The organism is Geodermatophilus sp. CPCC 205761, assembly GCF_051383655.1.
In the GTDB taxonomy this organism is placed as follows: domain Bacteria; phylum Actinomycetota; class Actinomycetes; order Mycobacteriales; family Geodermatophilaceae; genus Geodermatophilus.
The window spans coordinates 42,695-63,010 of the sequence record NZ_JALPKQ010000034.1 but is presented as its reverse complement, the minus strand read 5'-3'; the positions used below and the strand labels follow the sequence as shown (position 1 = coordinate 63,010).

At 74.8% G+C, this 20,316-nt stretch carries 17 protein-coding genes; 7 read left to right on the top strand and 10 right to left on the bottom strand.

Annotated features, from left to right (window positions below; all coding sequences use genetic code 11):
* Positions 1 to 1,477 (bottom strand): hypothetical protein (locus tag MY526_RS19095; RefSeq protein WP_436704830.1); only part of this gene is annotated, 1,477 nt, incomplete at its 3' end.
* Positions 1,478 to 1,599: 122 nt separating this feature from the next.
* On the bottom strand, positions 1,600 to 3,003 hold the full coding sequence (locus MY526_RS19090; protein ID WP_436704829.1) for an NAD(P)H-quinone dehydrogenase: 1,404 nt from the start codon (positions 3,001 to 3,003) through the stop codon (positions 1,600 to 1,602).
* A 116-nt stretch (positions 3,004 to 3,119) separates the two neighbouring features.
* Between MY526_RS19090 and MY526_RS19085 the strand changes: the two genes are divergently transcribed.
* Entirely contained in the window at positions 3,120 to 3,593 is a 474-nt protein-coding gene (locus MY526_RS19085; protein WP_436694228.1) for a gamma-glutamylcyclotransferase family protein, read from the top strand.
* Between the two features lie 76 nt (positions 3,594 to 3,669).
* On the opposite strand, the gene MY526_RS19080 is transcribed toward MY526_RS19085, so the two are convergent.
* The 7 genes from MY526_RS19080 to MY526_RS19050 all read right to left on the bottom strand — a co-directional run bounded on the left by MY526_RS19080 (position 3,670) and on the right by MY526_RS19050 (position 13,901).
* A complete protein-coding gene (locus tag MY526_RS19080; protein WP_436704828.1) occupies positions 3,670 to 4,575 on the bottom strand; it encodes a hypothetical protein in 906 nt (301 codons plus the stop codon).
* A gap of 148 nt (positions 4,576 to 4,723) precedes the next feature.
* A complete protein-coding gene (gene meaB / locus MY526_RS19075; RefSeq protein WP_436704827.1) occupies positions 4,724 to 5,710 on the bottom strand; it encodes a methylmalonyl Co-A mutase-associated GTPase MeaB in 987 nt (328 codons plus the stop codon).
* Positions 5,711 to 5,756: 46 nt separating this feature from the next.
* Positions 5,757 to 7,964, bottom strand: coding sequence for a methylmalonyl-CoA mutase (gene scpA / locus MY526_RS19070; RefSeq protein ID WP_436694231.1), 2,208 nt, complete (start codon positions 7,962 to 7,964; stop codon positions 5,757 to 5,759).
* Complete coding sequence (locus MY526_RS19065; protein ID WP_436704826.1) at positions 7,961 to 9,835, bottom strand: methylmalonyl-CoA mutase family protein; 1,875 nt, start codon at positions 9,833 to 9,835, stop codon at positions 7,961 to 7,963. The genes scpA and MY526_RS19065 overlap by 4 nt, the downstream gene beginning before the upstream one ends.
* Before the next feature lie 35 nt (positions 9,836 to 9,870).
* Entirely contained in the window at positions 9,871 to 11,130 is a 1,260-nt protein-coding gene (locus MY526_RS19060) for an amidohydrolase (protein WP_436694233.1), read from the bottom strand.
* Complete coding sequence (locus MY526_RS19055) at positions 11,127 to 12,299, bottom strand: glutamate--cysteine ligase (RefSeq protein WP_436694234.1); 1,173 nt, start codon at positions 12,297 to 12,299, stop codon at positions 11,127 to 11,129. The genes MY526_RS19060 and MY526_RS19055 overlap by 4 nt, the downstream gene beginning before the upstream one ends.
* A gap of 111 nt (positions 12,300 to 12,410) precedes the next feature.
* On the bottom strand, positions 12,411 to 13,901 hold the full coding sequence (locus MY526_RS19050; protein WP_436704825.1) for a hypothetical protein: 1,491 nt from the start codon (positions 13,899 to 13,901) through the stop codon (positions 12,411 to 12,413).
* Positions 13,902 to 14,011: 110 nt separating this feature from the next.
* Here MY526_RS19050 and MY526_RS19045 point away from each other — a divergent pair, with 110 nt between their 5' ends.
* Genes MY526_RS19045 through MY526_RS19025 form a run of 5 tightly spaced genes read left to right on the top strand, consistent with a single transcriptional unit; the run spans position 14,012 to position 18,385 of the window.
* Positions 14,012 to 14,824 (top strand): purine-nucleoside phosphorylase, encoded by an 813-nt coding sequence (locus tag MY526_RS19045; protein ID WP_436704824.1) that lies wholly within the window; start codon positions 14,012 to 14,014, stop codon positions 14,822 to 14,824.
* On the top strand, positions 14,821 to 15,678 hold the full coding sequence (locus MY526_RS19040) for an NAD-dependent epimerase/dehydratase family protein (RefSeq protein ID WP_436694237.1): 858 nt from the start codon (positions 14,821 to 14,823) through the stop codon (positions 15,676 to 15,678). The genes MY526_RS19045 and MY526_RS19040 overlap by 4 nt, the downstream gene beginning before the upstream one ends.
* Positions 15,675 to 17,300 (top strand): phospho-sugar mutase, encoded by a 1,626-nt coding sequence (locus MY526_RS19035; RefSeq protein ID WP_436704823.1) that lies wholly within the window; start codon positions 15,675 to 15,677, stop codon positions 17,298 to 17,300. Before MY526_RS19040 ends, MY526_RS19035 begins: the two co-directional genes overlap by 4 nt.
* 2 nt (positions 17,301 to 17,302) lie before the next feature.
* Positions 17,303 to 17,995 carry a haloacid dehalogenase type II gene (locus MY526_RS19030; protein ID WP_436704822.1) on the top strand — a complete coding sequence of 231 codons (693 nt, stop codon included), beginning with the start codon at positions 17,303 to 17,305 and terminating at the stop codon, positions 17,993 to 17,995.
* 9 nt (positions 17,996 to 18,004) lie between these two features.
* Complete coding sequence (locus tag MY526_RS19025; RefSeq protein ID WP_436704821.1) at positions 18,005 to 18,385, top strand: VOC family protein; 381 nt, start codon at positions 18,005 to 18,007, stop codon at positions 18,383 to 18,385.
* 1 nt (position 18,386) lies between these two features.
* Here MY526_RS19025 and MY526_RS19020 read toward each other — a convergent pair whose 3' ends face one another.
* Entirely contained in the window at positions 18,387 to 19,385 is a 999-nt protein-coding gene (locus MY526_RS19020) for an ABC transporter substrate-binding protein (protein ID WP_436704820.1), read from the bottom strand.
* Between the two features lie 188 nt (positions 19,386 to 19,573).
* On the opposite strand from MY526_RS19020, the gene MY526_RS19015 reads away from it, so the two are divergent.
* Positions 19,574 to 20,170, top strand: a complete 597-nt coding sequence (locus MY526_RS19015; protein WP_436704819.1) for a DUF6318 family protein — start codon at positions 19,574 to 19,576, stop codon at positions 20,168 to 20,170.
* Positions 20,171 to 20,316: the final 146 nt, after the last annotated feature.

The window sequence follows — 20,316 nt, the reverse complement described above, 5'->3', positions numbered from 1 at the left end:
GCGCGGCCGGCGCCGGGCCCCGGGATGCGGGGGCCGGAGCACCCGCCAGCACCGCCGGGCCACCCGCCGGCGTCGTCGGGGCCACGGCGGCGGCCGCGGCCGTGGTGGTGACGGTGACGGTCGCGCCGGCCGCGGTGACGTCGGTGACGGTCACGGTGAGGCCTCCGCCGGGGGCCGACACGGGCGTCCCGACCGGGAGGGCGGCCTGCAGGTCGCGGTCCCAGGAGCCGGCCGGGGCCGGGGTCCCGTCGAGGAGCAGCGACGTGTCCGGCATCGAGCCGGCCCGGTGCAGGAGCACGCCGGTCTGCAGCCGGAAGCGGTTCTCCGCGGCGCCGAGCCAGGCGTCCCGGAGGGCGGGCGCGCGGTACTCCAGCCAGTAGGTGCCGCCGTCGGAGCCGGCCAGCCGGATCGCGCGGGTGCCGGTGCGACCGGAGAGCGGGGCCAGGGTGAGCGTCGTCGTCGCGCCGTCGGCGGGCAGTACCGCCTGGGCCGCCGCCGGGAGGACCCCGAGAGCCGCCGCCTGCGGGGCGTTGAGGACGCCGACCTGGCTCCAGGAGGCCCCCATGACGTCGTAGTAGTCGCGGTAGGCGGCGGTGCGGCAGGTGCCGCCCTCGACCGCGCCGTCGCACTGGTGGCCCGAGGAGTGGCCCAGGCCGAAGTTGTGGCCCAGCTCGTGGGAGATGACCGAGGGCAGGACGTCGCGGACGTACAGCCGGCCACCGGAGCCGGGACCCGAGCCGACCTCGCCCATCGCGTAGGCGCAGCCGGAGCCGTCGCCCGGGGCGCCGGCCACGTACAGCAGCAGGTGCCGGCCCGGGCCGTCCTGGAAGCCGACGGCGGCCGCGACCTGGTTCCACAGGACGGTGGGTTCGGCGCAGTCGACGGTCGCCTGCACCCAGCCCGGGACGGCGGTGGTGACCCCGACCCGGATGGCGCCGTCGCTCTCGTCCGCCCAGAACCCGGCGACCGGCCCGTCCACGGCCGCCACGAGCTGCTCCAGCGACGTGCCGTCGTCGGAGCCGCCCGGCGGCAGGACCCGCACCACGGTGACCTCGTTGGTGAGCGGCGCCGCCCCGCCGCCGTCGGCCGCCTCGGCCGGGCGCAGCAGCTGGGCGTCGAGCAGGTCGAGCGCCGGCTCGAGGCCCGCCTCGGCCGCGGCGTCGGGGAGCTGCCCGCCCACGGTGACCTCGACGGTCGCGCCGACCGGGAGGTCGCCGGCGGCCTCGGTCGGGATGCGGACCTCCCCGGTCGCCGTCTCGACCAGGGTCAGCGGCGCGCCGTCGGCGTCGTGGTCGCCGGCCGGGCCGGCCTCCGGGTAGACCTGCACGACCTCGCCGACCACGGTCTGGACCGGGGTCTCGTCGGCCTGCGCGGCCGTCGCGGGCAGCGCCAGGGAGACGGCGACCGCCGCCACGGCACCGGCCAGCGCCCGGATCGGGCGGCGGCGGTCGGCGGGGGACGTCGGCTGGAGGCGCATCCCCCACCCCATCGGCGGGATCTGCGCCCATCGGCACCGGATCCGGGAAATCCAGCCGACCGCGCCGCCACATCCGCCCCGCGGACCGCGGCGCCCCCACCCGTTACGCCAGGGCGTCCCCGTTACGCCAGGGCGTCGGCCCCCATCAGCCGGCGGCCGGCCTCGGTGATCGACCCGGACAGCGACGGGTAGATCGCGAACGTGTGCGCGAGGTCGGTGACCGTCAGCCCCTTCGTCACCGCCAGCGCGATCGGCAGGATCAGCTCCGACGCCCCCGGGGCCACCACGACCCCGCCGACGACGACGCCGGTCGCCTGCCGGGCGAACAGCTTGACGAAGCCGTCCCGCAGGTCGCTCATCTTGGCCCGGGCGTTGGTGGCCAGCGGCAGCCGGACGACGTCGATCTGGACGTCATCGGGCAGCGACGCCTCCTGCACCCCGACGGTGGCGATCTCGGGGTGGGTGAAGACGTTGGCCGCGACGGTCTTCAGCCGGATCGGGGTGACCGCCTCACCGAGGGCGTGCCACATGGCGATCCGGCCCTGCATCGCCGCGACCGAGGCCAGCTGGAACACGCCGGTCACGTCCCCGGCGGCGTAGATGCCCGGCACGCTGGTGCGGGAGACCCGGTCGACGACGACGTGGCCGGACTCGGCCACCTGCACGCCGCACCGGTCCAGGTTCAGCCCGGCGGTGTTGGGCACGGTACCGACGGTCATCAGCGCGTGCGAGCCGTCGACGCTGCGCCCGTCGGTGAGCTCGACCGAGACACCCTTCTCGGTGCGCCGGACGCCGGCGGCCCGGCCGCGCTCCAGCCGGCCGCCGCGGGACTGGAAGACCTGCTCGAGCACCTCGGCGGCGTCGGGGTCCTCGCCGGGCAGCACCCGGTCGCGGGAGGAGACGAGGGTGACCGGGACGCCGGCCTCCAGGTAGCCGGAGGCGAACTCGGCGCCGGTGACGCCGGAGCCGACCACGACTAGGTGCTCGGGCATCTCCTGCAGGTCGTAGACGTCGCGCCAGTCGAGGATCCGCTCGTGGTCGGGCTCGGCGCCGGGCAGCACCCGCGGGTCGGCGCCGGTGGCGATGAGGACGACGTCGCACTCGAGGGTCTCGCTTCCCGCGCCGTCGGCGTCCACCACGTCGACGCGGTGCTCCGCCAGCCCGCGCACCTCGTCCGACAGCCGGCCCTGGCCGGCCAGCACGCGCACGCCGTCGGCGAGCAGCCGGGCCTTGATGTCGGCGGACTGCGCGACGGCCAGCCCCTTGACCCGCTGGTTCACCGCGTCCATGTCGATGCCGACGGCGGCCAGCTCCGCGCCCTGCACGCCCAGGGACACCGAGTCGCGGACGCTGGTCATCACCCCGGCCGAGGCGATGAAGGTCTTGGAGGGCACGCAGTCGGTGAGGACGCTCGCGCCGCCGATGCCGTCCCGCTCGATGACGGTGACCTCCGCACCGAGCGAAGCGGCGACCAGCGCGGCCTCGTAGCCGGCGGGGCCGCCGCCGATGATCACGATGCGGGTCATGGGGGTCCTTGTCGGTGCGCGGTGGACACGAGCGGGCCCATTCTCCCCGCCGGTGCGTGCTGCCGTCGTCCATCCCCCGGGGTCGGTCGCGCCACACGCCCGTAGGCTCGGGGGCGATGGGCCTCTACGCCGCCTACGGGTCGAACATGGACCCCGCGCAGATGTTGCGGCGGTGCCCCTCCTCCCCGCACACCGGGACCGGCTGGATCCGCGGCTGGCGGCTGACCTTCGGCGCGGAGGACCTCGGCTGGGAGGGCGCGCTGGCCACCCTCGTCCCGGACGACACCCCGCCCGGCGAGGCTCTCTCCCCCGGCGTCTTCGTCGCCCTCTACGACCTCACCGAGGCCGACGAGCGGGCACTGGACGCCTGGGAGGGCGCCGACGTCGGGCTCTACCGGAAGCTGCACCTCCGGGTGCACACGCTCACCGGCGACCAGGTCGCCTACGTGTACGCGCTGGACGCCTTCGAGGGTGGACTGCCCTCGGCCCGCCACCTCGGCGCGCTGGCCGACGCCGCGCAGGCCGCGGGTGCCCCGGACGACTACGTGGAGGAGCTCCGCTCCCGGGAGTGCCGCTCCACCAGCTTCTGAGGCCGGTGATCCGCCGCGATCATGAAGTCCGGGAACCGACACGCCGGATCGCCGCCGCGTGTCGCTCTCGGCGACTTCATGATCGCGGCCTGAACGGGACGCCGAGGGCGCGCGCCGTCCGCGCCACCATGGCCACGTGCCGGCGGTACACGTCGCTCGCGGTGAAGTGCAGCAACGTCCACCGGTGCGCGGTCACCCAGTTGTGCTGGCTCCGGTCGGCGTCGAGCTGCTCACGGGTCATGTGCGCCTCGAGCCCATCGAACTCCGCCCCGACCGACTGCTCCTCCCACCCCATGTCGAGGAAGTGCCTCCGGCCTGCGCCGACCAACCGGACCTGCAGCCGGGGAGCAGGCAGGCCGGCGTCGAGGAACCGCCACCGCATGCGCGACTCCATCGGCGACTCGGCCGCTGCGTCGGCCACCGGTACGAGTTCGCGCAACCGGATGACCTGCCGCAGACCGGCCTGGTCGGCGGCCGCCGCCGCCAGCTGCTCACGGGTGCACGCACCCGCCCGGAGCGCGGCGTCCAGTGTCGCCAGGCCGTCGATCGGTGCGGTCGTGCGGACGACGTCGCAGGCCGTGCGCGCGGGCGGGGTGCACCAGACACCGCCCACGAGCACCGCGTCGTCCGTCCCGAGCGAGGACGGGTGCACCTGCACGCCCGGCAGCCTCCGGTTCACCAACTGGGGCGGCCCCAGGAAGTGCAGCGTCCGGTCCCCGAGCACGTCGAACCCCCACACCGACGCCGCGGTCGAGTGGCACGCCACGAGGTCACCGCCGACCGCCAGCGCCGCGGCGCGCAGTAGCAGCAGTGGTGAATCGGGGAGCTCCCCGTCGAGGAGCACGCCCCTCCACGGGCTCCGGCGCCAGCGGCCCGTGCGCACCAGCGATCGGACCTCGGCGTCGGTGCAGTGGTCCAGCGCCTGCGACGTGGAGAAGACCCCGTGCTGTGCGGCGATGAGGCGGTAGAGCGCGAAGTCCACGCTGGGCAGCGTCCGGCGTCACCGGACCCCGCTGCCCCGCCCCGGTGCATCTGTGGACCCCTGCGAGGCTGTGGACAGCCCCGTGATCATGAAGTCCGGGAAGTGACACGCCGGGCGACAGCGGTGTGTCGGTTCCCGGACTTCATGATCACGCCGAGAGGAAGGTCTCCAGCAGCTGCTGGGCGGCCAGCGCCGGGGTGAGCTCGCCGGCGAGCACCGCCTTCTCCAGCTCCGGGGCGGACGAGCGGACGCCGGGGTGCGCGCGCAGCCGGTGCTCGAGCTCGCCGCGCACCAGCTGCCACGTCCACCGCACCTGCTGGGTGCGCCGTTGCTCTTCGAGGGCCCCCGACACCCTCCGGCGGTCCTGGTGCTCGACCAGGGCCGCCCAGACGACGTCGAGCCCCTGGCCGGTGAGCCCGGCGCAGGTCAGCACCGGGACCTCCCAGTCCTCGCCGTGCCCGCGCAGCATCCGGATCGCCCCGGCCAGCTCGCGGGCCGCCTTGCGCGCGTCGGCGGCGCCGGGGCCGTCGGCCTTGTTCACCGCGATGACGTCGGCGATCTCGAGGATGCCGCGCTTGATGCCCTGCAGCTGGTCGCCGGTGCGGGCCAGCGTCAGGAACAGGAACGAGTCGACCATCTCCGCGACAGCGATCTCCGACTGCCCGACCCCGACGGTCTCCACCAGGACGACGTCGTAGCCGGCCGCCTCCACGACGACCATCGACTCCCGCGTCGCCTGGGCGACCCCGCCGAGCGTGCCCGAGGTCGGCGAGGGCCGGATGAAGGCCGCCGGGTCCACCGACAGCAGCGCCATCCGCGTCTTGTCCCCGAGGATCGACCCGCCGGACCGGGCCGACGACGGGTCGACGGCGAGCACCGCGACGCGCGACCCCGCCGCGGTCAGTGACACCCCGAGCGCGTCGATGAAGGTCGACTTGCCCACGCCCGGCACGCCGCTGATGCCCACCCGCCGGGCGGCACCCGCGTGCGGCTGCAGCCCGACGAGCAGCTCCTGCGCCCGCTCGCGGTGGTCGGTGCGGTGCGACTCGACCAGCGTGATCGCCCGCGCGACCGACCGCCGGTCGCCGGCCAGCACACCCTCGACGAGCGCCGGGACGTCGACCGGCCGGCTCACGCCCCGTCCCCCGGAGGGGCAGAAATGGCCATTTCTGCCCCTCCTGTCAGTGGCCGAGGCGCGCGGACAGCGTGCGCAGCAGGTCCTGCGCGGCCTCGGCGATGACCGTCCCCGGCAGGAAGACCGCGGCCGCCCCCATCTCCTTCAGCGTCGGGACGTCGTCGGGCGGGATGACCCCGCCGACCACGACCACCACGTCCTCGGCGCCCAGTGCGGCGAGCGCCTCCCGCAGCGCCGGCACCAGCGTCAGGTGGCCGGCGGCCAGCGAGGAGACGCCGACGACGTGCACGTCGGCCTCGACCGCCTGGCGGGCGACCTCCTCCGGCGTCTGGAACAGCGGCCCGACGTCGACGTCGAAGCCGAGGTCGGCGAAGGCGGTGGCGATCACCTTCTGGCCGCGGTCGTGGCCGTCCTGGCCCATCTTGGCGACGAGGATGCGCGGACGGCGTCCCTCCGCCTCCTCGAAGGCCTCGGCCATGCGGCGGGTCTCCTCCACGGGTCCGGAGTTCCCTGCCTCGTCGCGGTACACACCGCTGATGGTGCGCACCTGACCGGCGTGCCGCCCCCAGACCTCCTCGAGCGCGTCGGAGATCTCCCCCACCGTCGCCTTCGCGCGGGCCGCGTCGACGGCGAGCTTGAGCAGGTTCGAGTCCAGCGAGGAGTCCCGCCGTCCTTCTGCGGCGGCGCGCGCGGCGTCGGTGAGCCGGCGCAGCGCCTCCTCGACCGCCGAGCCGTCGCGGGAGGACCGGAGCTCGACCAGCTTGGCCTTCTGCTGGGCCAGCACGTCGGCGTTGTCGACCCGCAGCACCTCGATCGCCTCGTCGGCCTCGACGCGGTACTTGTTCACGCCGATGACCGGCTGCCGGCCGGAGTCGATGCGTGCCTGGGTGCGGGCCGCGGCCTCCTCGATGCGCAGCTTCGGGATGCCGTCGTCGATCGCCTGCGCCATGCCGCCGTGCTCGGCGACCTCCTCGATGTGCGCCCACGCGCGGCGGGCCAGGTCGTAGGTCAGCCGCTCCACGTACGCCGACCCGCCCCACGGGTCGATGACCCGCGTCGTCCCCGACTCCTGCTGCAGCAGCAGCTGGGTGTTGCGGGCGATCCGGGCGGAGAAGTCGGTCGGCAGGGCCAGCGCCTCGTCCAGGGCGTTCGTGTGCAGCGACTGGGTGTGCCCCTGGGTGGCGGCCATGGCCTCCAGGCAGGTGCGGACGACGTTGTTGTAGACGTCCTGGGCGGTCAGCGACCAGCCCGAGGTCTGCGAGTGGGTGCGCAGCGACATCGACTTGGCGTTCTGCGCGCCGGCGTCCTTCACCAGCCGGGCCCACAGCAGCCGGGCCGCGCGCAGCTTGGCGACCTCCATGAAGAAGTTCATCCCGATCGCCCAGAAGAACGAGAGCCGCGGCGCGAACGCGTCGACGTCCAGCCCGGCGTCCTTACCGGCGTTCAGGTACTCCACCCCGTCGGCCAGCGTGTAGGCCAGCTCCAGGTCGGCCGTCGCCCCGGCCTCCTGGATGTGGTAGCCGGAGATGGAGATCGAGTTGAACCGCGGCATCTCCTGCGAGGTGAACGCGAAGATGTCGCTGATGATCTGCATCGACGGCTTGGGCGGGTAGATGTAGGTGTTGCGGACCATGAACTCCTTGAGGATGTCGTTCTGGATGGTCCCGGTCAGCTGACCGTGCGCCACCCCCTGCTCCTCGGCCGCGACGATGTAGAGCGCCAGCACCGGCAGGACGGCGCCGTTCATGGTCATCGAGACGCTCATCTTGTCCAGCGGGATGCCGTCGAACAGCTGCCGCATGTCCAGGATCGAGTCGATCGCCACGCCCGCCATGCCGACGTCGCCCGGTACCCGCGGGTGGTCGGAGTCGTAGCCGCGGTGGGTGGGCAGGTCGAAGGCGATCGACAGGCCGCGCTGCCCGGCGGCCAGGTTGCGCCGGTAGAACGCGTTGGACTCCGCCGCGGTGGAGAAGCCCGCGTACTGGCGGACCGTCCACGGCTGGGTCGTGTACATCGTGGGGTAGGGGCCGCGCAGGTACGGCGGGGCGCCCGGGTAGGTGTCGAGGAAGTCCAGTCCGGCCAGGTCCGCCGGGGTGTGCAGCGGCGGGACGGCGATGCCCTCGGGCGTCTCCCAGGTCGCCTCCTCCACCCCGCGCCCGGTGGCCTCCTTGAACGCCTTCGCCCAGTCGTCGGTGGTCGCCCGCGCCGCGGGCCGGCCCAGCTCGACGCTGCCGAAGTCGGGGATGCCGCTCATGCCGTGACTCCCAACTGCTCGTGGACCGTACGGAGGACGTCCAGCGCGTCGCACCCGGCGTACACGTACCCGTCGACGCCGTCCACATCCTGGGACGGCTTGCCGGCCAGCCACACCTGGGTGGCGCCGGCGGCGCGCAGGTCGGCGGCGAGGGTGGCCGCGGACTCGGCGTAGTCGCGGTCGGTGCCGCAGATGCAGGCCACCGTCGTCCCCGCGCCGGCCAGCCCCGCGGCCCCATCACCGGACGGCGTCTCGAGGCCGCCGGCCTGGAACAGGTTGCCCGCGAAGGTGGCCCGCGCCGTGTGCCGCGCGATCGGGCCGATGGTGGCCAGGTAGACCCGCGGCCGGCTCGCGGCGGCGTCGGCGCGGTCGCGCAGCTCCTCGTAGGCCTGTGCGGCACGGACCCGCGGCAGCCCGCCACCGGCCCGCACCTCGGCCGCGGGCTCGCGGACCGGCAGCCGCTCGGTGAGGTTCGGGAACTCGCTGACGCCGGTGATCGCGTCGGTGCGGTGTGCCAGCCGCTCGACCCGGGCGTCCCAGGCCGCGGCGAGCCGGTCCCGCACGAGCCCGGAGTCGAGGGCGGCGGCCAGCCCGCCGGCCCGCTCGATCTCGGTGAACCAGGTCCACGCCGCCTGGGCCAGCGACTCGGTGAGCGACTCGACGTACCAGGAGCCCCCGGCCGGGTCGAGCACGCGGGCGAGGTGCGCCTCCTCCACCAGCAGGCTCTGGGTGTTGCGGGCGATCCGGCGGGAGAAGGAGTCCGGGAGGCCCAGCACCGCGTCGAAGGGCTGCACCGTCACGACGTCGGAACCGCCCACGCCGGCGGCGAAGCAGGCCACCGTCGTCCGCAGCATGTTGACCCACGGGTCGCGCTTCGTCGTCATCACCGTGGAGGTGACGGCGTGCTGCCGCTGGGCCCGGACGTCGGGCGCCGCGCCGCTCTCCTGGCCGACGCGGTCCCAGAGCCGGCGGGCCGCGCGCAGCCCGGCGATTGTCGTGAACTGGTCGGCGCTCGCGGAGTAGCGGAACTCCAGCTGGCCGAACGCCTCGTCGACGGACAGCCCGCCGTCGGTGAGCGCCCGCAGGTAGGCCACCCCGGCGGCCAGCGAGCACCCCAGCTCCTCGACCACCGAGGCACCCGCGTCGGCGTAGACCGTCGCGTCGACGACCACGGTGCGCAGGCCGGGGTGGGCGGCGGCCCGGCGGGCGACGTCGGCCAGCCCGGTGAGGTCCTGCGGCCGCCCGGAGGCGGCGTGCTCGCCGATCGGGTCCAGCCCGAGGGAGCCGCCGGGGGCCAGCTCGCGACCCTCGGCGAGCGCGAGGAACGCCTCCGCGGCAGGCACCCCGCCCTGCACGGCGATCGGCGCCAGGTCGAGGTAGACGTCGGTGAGCACGTCGCCCAGGGCGTCGACCGGGACGGCGCCCTGCCCGAGCACCAGCCACAGCGACGTGACGCCGTTCTCCAGGTCGGCGGCGATCGCCTCCCTGGTCCCCGCCACGTCGGGGTGCGCGTGCCGCTGCCGCACGTCCCAGCCCCCGGGCACGTCACCGCCGGCCGCGCCGGCGCGCGCCCCGCGCACGAACGGCGCCAGGCCCGGGACGCCGACCGCCGTCGGCAGGTCGCCGGCGTCCTCGGCGGTGTAGAGCGGCGCCACCGTCACCCCGGTGGCGACGGGCACCCGGAGCACGTCCTCGACGGCGTCGGGCAGCCCCTCGCGGCCGGCCTTGCGGAGCACGGCGGCGAGGAGCTCGCGCCACTGCTCCCGGGTGGTGACGGGGAACTCGCCGGCGAGCCGGAGCTCCTCGGGCACCTCGTGCTCGGCCGGCACCTCGGCATCGGGGTGGGCGGGCTGCTGATCGGTGGAACGCATCGTCGGGCTCCCCTCGGGTCGATCAGCGACAGTGTCTACCGGCGCTTGGGCTGTCCGGAACGCGCGGGGTGCGGCGAGGGTCCGGACGGGGCCACGCCGGCGTCCGCCGCGAGCGCGTGCAGGGCGGTCCGGGCCAGCAGCCGCACGCCGACCTCGATCGCCCGCTCGTCGACGTCGAACGTCCCGCGGTGCAGGTCCAGCGGGGCCCCGCCGCCGTGGGTGCCCAGCCGGGCCAGCGCGATGGGCAGCACGTCGGCGAACCAGCCGAAGTCCTCGCCGCCCATGCTCTGCGGGGACAGCCGGAGCCCCTCGCTGCCCACCGTCTCCAGCGCCGCCGAGCGCAGCAGCGCCACCGCGCGCGGGTCGTTCACCACCGGCGGGACACCCCGGATGTAGTCGACCTCCACCTGGGCGCCGGTGGTGGCGGCCACCCGCTCGACCAGCGAGCGCAGGACCGTCTCGGCCTCCTGCCACATGTCCCGGTCCAGCACCCGCACGGTGCCGCGCAGGCAGCCCCGCTGCGGGATCGCGTTGGCCGCGACCCCGGCGTTGACCGCGCCCCACACCAGCGACATCCCGGCCCGGGGGTCGATCTGCCGGGACAGCAGCGAGGGCAGGTCGGTGATCAGCCGGCCGAGGGCGTCGACCAGGTCGACGGTGAGCTGGGGGCGGGCGGTGTGCCCGCCGGGGCCGGTCAGAGTGACGTCCATCCGGTCGCAGGCGGCGGTGATCGCCCCGGTGCGCAGCCCCACGGTGCCGGCCGGGAGGGAGGGGTCGCAGTGCAGCGCGAAGGCCCGGGAGGCGCCGGCCAGGATCCCGGCGGCGACCACCTCGGTGGCCCCGCCGGGCACCGTCTCCTCCGCGGGCTGGAAGACGCAGCGCACGGTGCCGGGCAGGTCGTCGAGCGAGGCCAGCGCGAGGGCGGCGCCCAGGACGACGGTGGTGTGGACGTCGTGGCCGCAGGCGTGGCACAGCCCCTCGCGGGTGGAGGCGTACGGGACGTTCTTCAGGTCGGCCAGCGGCAGCGCGTCGATGTCCGCGCGCAGCACCACGGTCGGTCCGGGCCCGCCCGCCCCCTCGCCGATCTCCACGACCAGCCCGGTCCCGCTGGGCAGCCGCTTGGGCTCCAGGCCCTCGTTGCGCAGCCGCTGCTCGAGGAAGGACGTCGTCTCGAACTCGGCGAAGGCCAGTTCGGGGTGGGCGTGCAGGTGCCGGCGGACGGCGACGAGCTGCTGCTGCCGCTCGGCGGCCCACTCGTCGACCGCCGTGCCCAGCTTCTCGGCGAACTCCGTCATGCGGAGCTGCCTCCGGCGAGGCCGGCGGGGTCGGGCGCCGGCAGGCCGTTCCGCAGCTCGGCGAGCAGGCTGTCGACCACCGCGCACAGGTCGCCGTCGTGCGCTGCGGCGACCGCCCGCTGCCGCTGGTAGGAGGCGCCGACGGCGAGCACGCGCTCGACGTCGGCCAGCTCGGCCTCGCAGCCCAGCCGGCGGGCGGTGGGCGTGAGGTCCTCGACCAGGTCGGTGATCGCCTGGCGCACCGGCCGGACGGTGCCCTTCTCGTCGACGACGATGTCGGCGTCCAGGCCGTACCGGGCCGCCCGCCACTTGTTCTCCCGCAGCACCCAGGACGCCGGGACCGGCAGCGTGTAGCCGCGGTCGAGCTCGCGGTCGAACTGCTCGACCAGGCACTGCGACATCGCGGCGACCGCGCCGATCTCGTCGAGCGTGGGCAGCCCGTCGCAGATGCGCAGCTCGACGGTCCCGAAGTCCGGGTGCGGGCGGATGTCCCACCACACCTCCCGCACGCTCTCGATGGCGTGGGTGGAGATCAGCGTCTCCATGTACTGCTCGAAGCGCTCCCAGCCCGCCAGCTGGTAGGGCAGCCCGGCGGTCGGCATCCCCTCGAAGACCTTGGACCGGGCCGAGGCCAGCCCGGTGTCGGCGCCCACCCAGTACGGGGAGGACGCCGAGAGCGCGAGGAAGTGCGGCACGTACTGGGTGAGCGCGTTGACGATCGGGATGGCCTTCTCCGGCGCCCGGACGCCGACGTGCACGTGCACCCCGAAGATCTGCAGCCGGCGGGCCAGCCACTGCATCTTCTCGACCAGCTGGAGGTAGCGCTCCTTGGGCGAGATCTGCTGGGTCTGCCAGTCGGTGATCGGGTGGGTGCCGGCGCACATCAGCCCCAGCCCGTGGCGCTCAGCCGCGGCCCGGACCTCCTCGAGGGTGCCGGCGAGGTCGGCCTTGGCCTCGCCGACGGTCGTGCAGATGCCGGTGATGATCTCGATCGTCGACTGCAGCAGCTCGTGCTTGGCCTTGGGGTGCTCGGCGGCGCCGTCGGGCCGGATCTCCTCGAGGATCTCCACCGCGCCGGCGGTGAGCTGCCGGGTCTCCAGGTCGACGAGCTGCAGCTCCCACTCGACTCCCAGGCTGGCGCGCTCGGAGGAGCGGAAGGGGATCTGCACGCCCGGAGTCTAGGGACGATCACGGTTCCCGGCTGCCGGAACGAGCTCATGGCGACCGGGCGGCCCCCGACGTCCCGTCCGGCGCCGGGGCGACGTCCCGGACCGGCGCGGTCAGGACGCCGCGACGAGGTCCTCCGTGCGGGCGACCGGCCGGTGCACCCAGCGGTCGGCGGGCACGCGCGCACGGACGACGGCCACCGCGCGCCGGCCGAAGACGGCCTCGTGCACCCGCACCGTGCAGAGGTTCCGGCCCACGACGAGGACGCCCCGGCCGTCCTCGGTGGGGACGGCGCACTCCAGCAGCTCCCACGGCACCCGGTGGACGTCTCCGTCGGCGTCCTGGTGCGCCAGCACCGTGTCGCCGACGACGAGGGTGCGCCGGTCCACCGGGCGGAGCAGGCGGGTCAGCAGCGGCGGGCGGAACGTCTCGCCGTCGGGCACCACGGACTCCAGCGTGCACAGCGCGCGGTGCTCGACCGGCGCGCCCGGGCCGGGGTACCGGACGCCCTCGGGCACGGCGAGCACCGCCGTCGTCCGTGCGCGCCGCAGCGCGGCGGCGACGTCGGCGGGCGTGGTGGCCCGCCAGGCGCGCACCACGTCGTGGACCGGGCGGAACGGCAGGCCGGCGACCGTGCAGTAGGCGGCGTCGGCCAGCTCGGCCTCCACCACCGCCTGCTCGTCGGCGTCGAGCTCCTCCTCGAAGCCGGCCACCGCGTGCGCCAGCTCCCCCGGCGTCGGCCCGGCGTCGCCGAGGGCCACCAGCTGCTGCCAGACCAGGTCGGCGACGGCGGCCTCCTGCCCCTGGCGGGCGTCGACGACCACGGCGACCTCGCGGTGGCCGGCGTGCAGGTCCAGGCCGACGGAGTCCACCGAGTAGCTGATCCCGCGGGTGTGCCGGGCGGTGTCCCGCAGCCGGTCGAGCAGCACCTCGACGCCGAGGCGCAGCGCCGGGTCCCACGGCCCGGTCGCCCCGAGCAGCAGGCCGACCCCGGCGCCGGGGACGACGGTCCACACCGGCCCTGTCTGCGGGCGCGGCTGCGGCGTGGTGCGTCCGGGCGGCGGCCCGTCGGGCAGCGGCAGGCGCAGCCCCTCCGGCAGCGGACCCCGGCACCACAGCGCGGCGTTGCCCCGCACGAACCAGCGGCGGGCGTGCGCGCGGACGACGTCCTCGGTGAGGAACTCCCGGCCCGGACCGTCGGCGACGACGAGACCGGGGCCGGCCAGGCCGAAGCGGGCCGCCCACAGCGCGCCGAGGGTGGAGTCGGCGGTGGAGCAGTTCTCCGCCTCCAGCACCCCGATCTCGACGTCGATCCGGTCGGTCGGCAGGTCGGCCAGCGCCCGGCAGACGCCCTCGAGGAACGCGCCCACGGCGGCCGGTCGGCCGGTCGCGAAGAAGGTGGTGGTGTCGACGTCGGTGACCGCGTTGCAGCGCAGGTGCGACTTGGGCAGGGCGCTCATCGCCAGGTGCTCGACGAGGTGGGTGACCTCGATCGCGGCGAAGGTCTCGTCCCGGAGACCCACCCCGAAGACGAGCGCGGCGGTGGTCCGGTCCCCGCCGGGGGCGGTCAGGACCGGGACGCCGTCGATGTCGGTGTGGTGCACCCGCCCATGCTCCGGGTGCGACGCCCCGCGGCCGGTGGACACGCCCGAGCGGGAGAGGAGGGGCAGGTGTGACGTCCCGGACCCGCCGAGCACTGGGTTAGCGTCGCCCGGTGAGCCAACCTCCCGCGGGGAACGACCCCGCGACCCTCGCCCGCCTGGCGGCCGACGACCTCACGACGGCCCTCGGCGCCGGTGCCGACGTCGCGATCGTCATGGGGTCGGGCTGGGCGCCGGCCGCCGACGCGTTCGGCACCGTCGAGGCGTCCGTCGCGATCGGGGAGCTGCCCGGTTTCGCCGCACCGACCGCGGTCGGCCACGGTGGCGAGGTCCGCGCGGTGCGGGTGGGCGAGCGCCGGGTGCTCCTCTTCCTCGGGCGCACGCACCTGTACGAGGGCCGGGGCGTCGACCCGGTGGTGCACGGCGTCCGGACGGCGGCGGCCGCGGGCGTGCGCACCGTCGTCCTCACCAACGCCGCGGGCGGGCTGGCGCCGGAGCACCGCGTCGGGCAGGCGGTCCTGATCAGCGACCACCTCAACCTGACCGCGCGCTCGCCGCTGGTCGGCGCCACCTTCGTCGACCTCACCGACCTCTACTCGGCCCGGCTGCGGGCGCTGGCGCGGGAGCTCGACCCCACCCTCACCGAGGGCGTCTACGCCGCGCTGCCCGGCCCGCACTACGAGACGCCGGCCGAGATCCGCATGCTGCGCACGCTCGGCGCCGACCTGGTGGGCATGTCCACGGCGCTGGAGGCGATCGCCGCGCGCGCCGCCGGGACGGAGGTCGTGGGCCTGTCGATGGTGACCAACGCCGCCGCCGGCATCACCGGGGAGAAGCTGGACCACGAGGAGGTGCTCGCCACGGGCAAGGCCGCCGCGGGGCGCCTCGGCGAGTTCATGGTCGAGTTCGTGGGGCGGCTGCCGTGAGCCTGGTGCTGGTCACCGGCGCCGCGGGGCGGATCGGCACGGTGCTGCGCGGCGGGCTGCCCGAGCGGGGCTGGGCGGTGCGCTGCATGGACGTCGTCCCGATCATCGACACCCGCCCCGGCGAGGAGCAGGTGGTCGCCGACATCACCGACCTCGCCGCGGTGCAGGACGCCGTCGCGGGTGTCTCCGCGGTCGTGCACCTGGCGGGGATCGCCACGGAGTCGACCTGGCCGGCCATCTCGCACGCCAACATCGAGGGCACGTACCGCGTGCTCGAGGCGGCGCGGCTGGCCGGGGTCTCCCGCGTCGTCCTGGCCAGCAGCAACCACGCCACCGGGTACACCCCGCGGCCGGACGGCGGGCTGCTGCGCGAGGTCGACGCACCGCCGCGGCCGGACACCTACTACGGCGTCTCCAAGGTGACGATGGAGGCGCTCGGCTCCCTCTACGCCGACCGGTACGGGATGGACGTCGTCTGCCTGCGGATCGGCAGCGCCTTCCCGGAGCCGACCACCACGCGGATGCTGGCCACCTGGCTCTCCCCCGGCGACACCGTCTCGCTGGTCGACGCGGCGCTCCGGGCGCCCGCCCCGGGATACACGGTGGTGTGGGGCGTCTCGGCGAACACCCGCAACTGGTGGGACCTCACGGCGGCCCGCGCCCTGGGCTACGAGCCGGCCGACGACGCCGAGGTGTTCGCCGAGGCGCTGGTCGAGGTGCACGGCGAGCCCGACCCCGCCGACCCGGTGCACGCGCGGGTGGGCGGCGAGTACACGACCGCCGCCTTCGACGCCGACGCCCTCGAGCCGCCGCTCCCCCGCGGGGACATCGCACCGGGCAGCGGGGCCTCGTGACCACGATCGACCTGGCCCGGGAGTGGGCCGCCGCCGACCCGCACCCCGGCGACCGCGCCGAGATCGAGGCGCTGGTCGAGGCCGGGGACACCGTCGAGCTGGAACGCCGCTTCGCCGGCCCGCTGGCCTTCGGGACCGCCGGGCTGCGCGGACCGCTGCGCGCGGGGCCGGCCGGCATGAACGCCGCCGTGGTCACGCGGGCCGCGGCCGGGCTGGCCCGGTACCTGGTCGACGCCGGGCGCGCCGGTGCCCGGGTGGTCATCGGGTTCGACGCCCGCCGCCGCTCCGACGAGTTCGCGCGGATCTCCGCGGCGGTGCTGGCCGGGGCCGGGTTCGCCGTCCACGTCCTGCCCCGGCCGCTGCCCACGCCGGTGCTGGCCTTCGCGGTCCGGCACCTGGGCTGCGCCGCCGGGGTGATGGTGACCGCGAGCCACAACCCGCCCGACGACAACGGCTACAAGGTCTACCTGGACGACGGCGCCCAGCTGGTGCCCCCGGCCGACCGGCTGATCGAGGCCGCGATCGCCGGCGTCGGACCGGCCCGCGAGGTGCCCCGCTCCGACGGCTGGGACACCCTCGGGGACGGCATCGCCTCCGACTACGTGGCCGCCGTCGTGGCCGCGCTGGAGCCCGGCCGCGTGCCCGCTCCGGCCCGCGCGGGGCTGCGGATCGCCTTCACGGCGATGCACGGCGTCGGCGCGGAGACCACGCGCACGGTGTTCGCCGCGGCCGGGTTCGCCCCGCCGGCGAGCGTCGACGAGCAGGACGTGCCCGACCCGGCCTTCCCGACGGTCGCCTTCCCGAACCCGGAGGAGCCGGGCGCGGTCGACCTGCTCCAGGCCCTGGCGGCGCGGATCGGCGCCGCAGTGGCCATCGCCCTGGACCCCGACGCCGACCGCTGCTCGGTGGTCTGCGGCGGCCGGCAGCTCACCGGCGACGAGGTGGGCGCGCTGCTCGCGGACTGGCTGATCGGCCGCGGTGTGCGGGGCACGTACGCGTCGTCGCTGGTGAGCGGCTCGCTGGTGCACGCCATCGCGGCGGCCCACGGGGTCCGGTCCGCCGAGACGCCGACCGGCTTCAAGTGGATCGTGCGCGCCGGCACCGCCGACGACCCGCTGGTCTTCGGCTACGAGGAGGCGCTGGGCTACGCCGTCGCGCCGGACGTGGTCAAGGACAAGGACGGCATCTCCGCCGCGCTCGCCGTCGCGCTGCTCGCCGCGGAGCTCGAGGCCTCGGGCAGCACGCTGCTGGACCGGCTCGACGAGCTGGCCGGCGAGCACGGGCTGTTCGTCACCGGCCAGCTCTCGGTGCGGGTCGAGGACCTCTCCCGCATCGGCGCGATGATGACCCGGGTGCGCGCCCGCCCCCCGGCCACCCTGCTCGGACGGCCGGTCGCCTGCTCCGACCTGGCGCACGAGGACCCGCCGGTGGACGCCGTCCGGCTGCTCGGCGACGGCGTCCGGGTGATCGTCCGGCCCAGTGGCACCGAGCCCAAGCTCAAGGCGTACCTGGAGACGGTGGTGCCGGTGCACGACGACGCCGGCCTGATCGCCGCCCGCGGCCGGGGAGCCGACGAGCTGGACGAGCTGCGGGCGGAGATGTCCGCCGCCCTCGGGCTGTAGCCGTGGACGTCGGCGCCCTCGTCTTCGACGTCTTCGGCACGGTGGTCGACTGGCGCGGCGGTGTGGCGCGGGAGGTGCGCCGGCTGCTCGGCCCGTCCGTCGACGCGTCCGCCGTGGCCGACGACTGGCGCCGCCGCTACGTGCCGTCGATGCAGCAGGTCCGCTCCGGCGAGCTGCCCTGGACGCCGCTGGACGCGCTGCACCGGTCGTCGCTGGACGACGTGCTCGCCGACGCCGGCCTGTCCGGGGTGCCGGCCGAGGTCCGGGACGAGCTGACGCTCGCCTGGCACCGGCTGGACCCGTGGCCGGACGTCGTCCCGGGGCTCACCCGGCTGCGCCGGGAGCACGTGCTCGCCCCGCTGTCCAACGGCAACGTGGCGCTGATCGTGGACATGGCGCGCCGGGCCGGTCTGCCGTGGGACTGCGTCCTGGGCGCGGAGATCGTGCGGCACTACAAGCCCGACAGGGAGGTGTACGACTCCGCACCCCGGCTGCTGGCGCTGCCGCCGTCCCGGGTGCTGATGGTGGCCGCGCACGTCGAGGACCTGGCTGCTGCCCGCGCCAGCGGGCTGCGCACGGCGTACGTGCACCGGCCCGACGAGTCCGGCGGCCGGCGCGTGCCCCCGGCGACCGACCCGGACGCCGACCTGTCGGTGCGCTCGTTCGAGGAGCTGGCCGACCGGCTGGGCGCCTAGGGTCTGGCCGTGATCACCGGCTTCCACACGATCGTCTACTCCGAGGACCCGCCGGCCACGCGGCGCTTCTTCAGCGAGGTGCTGCGGTGGCCGTCGCTGGACGCCGGGGGTGGCTGGCTCATCTTCCGGACCCCGCCGAGCGAGCTGGGCGTGCACCCCAGCTCCGCGGACCCGGCCGAGGCCTGGGCCACCGTCCCGTACCACCAGGCGTCCCTGATGTGCGACGACATCGAGGCGACGATCGCCGACCTGAGCGCCCGCAGGGTCGACGTCCGGACCGAGGTGCAGGACCAGGGCTTCGGCCTGGTGACCTCGCTGCGCGTGCCGGGAGCCGGCTGGATGCTGCTCTACCAGCCCCGGCACGGGCTCGCGCACGAGCTCGAGGGGTGAGTCAGCGGACGGGCGCCAGCAGCGAGTCCAGGTCGACCTCCCCGTCGAGCAGCCCCTGGGTCTCGGCCAGGTCGGTGAACACCTCGAACGTCTCCTCGCTGACCTCGGTGTTCCACTCCGGCAGGCGGACCTGCGCGGCCAGCTCCGGCGTGATGTCGAGGTAGGTCGGCAGGACGGCCCGGACGGCGTCGGGGTTCTCCTGCGCGAAGGTCAGCGACTGCTCCATCGCGGTGGTGAAGCGCTCCACGACATCGGCGTTCTCGGTCGCGAACTGCGTGCTCGTGAAGTAGGTGGAGACCTCGATCTGCACGTCGGTGAAGTCGTTCAGCGGAGTGGTGAGGACCCTGATCCCCTGCTGCGCGGCCAGGGTGACGAACGGCTCGACCAGCCAGGCCGCGTCGACGTCTCCCGCCAGCACCGCCGCAGCCATGTTCGGGAACGGCAGCTCGACGAAGTTGATCGTGTCCGGGTCACCGCCGTCGGCGCGCACGGAGGCGCTGACGACGCTGTCCCCGATGGCGTTGATCGTGTTGGTGGCGACGGTCTTGCCCGCGAGGTCGGCGGGCCGGGTGATCGCCGGGTCGGCGGTGACGATGGTGAAGGGGTCCACCGCGGGGTCTCCGGTGCTGTCGACGGCGCTGCAGATCACCTGCAGCGGCAGGCCGCTCGAGGCGGCGACCACCAGGGAGAGGTTGTTGCCGAAGCCGATGTCGATGCTGCCGCTGGCGACGCCGGGCACGATCGCCGCACCGCCCTGCCCCGCACTCAGGTCGAGCTCGATCTGCTGCTCCTCGAAGAAGCCCTGCTCGATGCCGAGGTAGACGGGGGCGACGTCGATGATCGGGATGATGCCGAGCGCGACGGTCTGCGGCCCCTGCCCGCCGTCGCCGCCCTCCTCCCCGGAGCCGCTCTCCGAGCCGCTGGAGCAGCCCATCAGCAGCACCGGCAGGGCGAGCACCGCGGCGGCCGCCGACCGTCCGACTGTCCAGGCGTTGGTCACCTGCGAATGGTGACACGAGGCACCGGAGGGGGCGCGGGTTGCGGGTGTTCCTCGCCCGTTGCCGGTCCTGCACGGTCGGCAGACCGCGAGGAACGCCGGCAATGCGATCGGGTGGTTGTCCACAGGGCCGCGTGCCCGGTCCGGCGCGGCTCCGTAGTCTCCCGGCGGTCGGAGTGATCAACACGGGGGTGGACGACGTGGCAGGGCGCGCGACGCTGCGACTGGTGGCGGGCATGACGATCGGTGTGGCCCTGCTCGGCGGGTGCGCGGAGGAGCAGCCGGCCAGCGACACGCTGCCGGCTGCGAGCGCGGAGGCCGAACCGTCGGACGCCGACCTCCCACCCCTCGGCCCCGCCGACTTCCCCGTACCGCCCAAGGCGCGCGACAAGACACCGGATGGGGCGCTGGAGTTCACGCGCTACTACATCGATCTCAACGGCTACATCGCCACAGAGGGGCAGGATCCTCAGCCCCTGATCGACCTCAGCGAGAACTGCAAGCAATGCCAACAGGTGGCCGAGTCTTACTCGAACGACCGGGCTTCCGGCTATAGCTACGATAACTTCACATACTCATTCACCGGGAACGGTCCTGGACTAATTCAAGGCGACACGGCTCAGGTGGGCTTCGTCTACGAACAAGGAGCCTTCACAGTCGTAGACAGCACAGGAAACACGGTCAATGAGCGTTCCGCTGCTGCAACCGGCGAACTGCAATCCGGCACGGTGCTGCAGTGGGACAGTGGTCGCAACACCTGGCTCGTCACCGAGTTGACTATCGGCTGATATGTGGCGACTCGTAGCAGCGGCTATCACCGCGGTTGCAATTCTGAACTCCGTCGGCATCGCTGCCGCAGCGTCGGACTGTGCCGGGCTTTCCTGCGGCGGCCCGGAAGTGACCACGGGCACTGGGGCGCTGAACGCGGCGTACG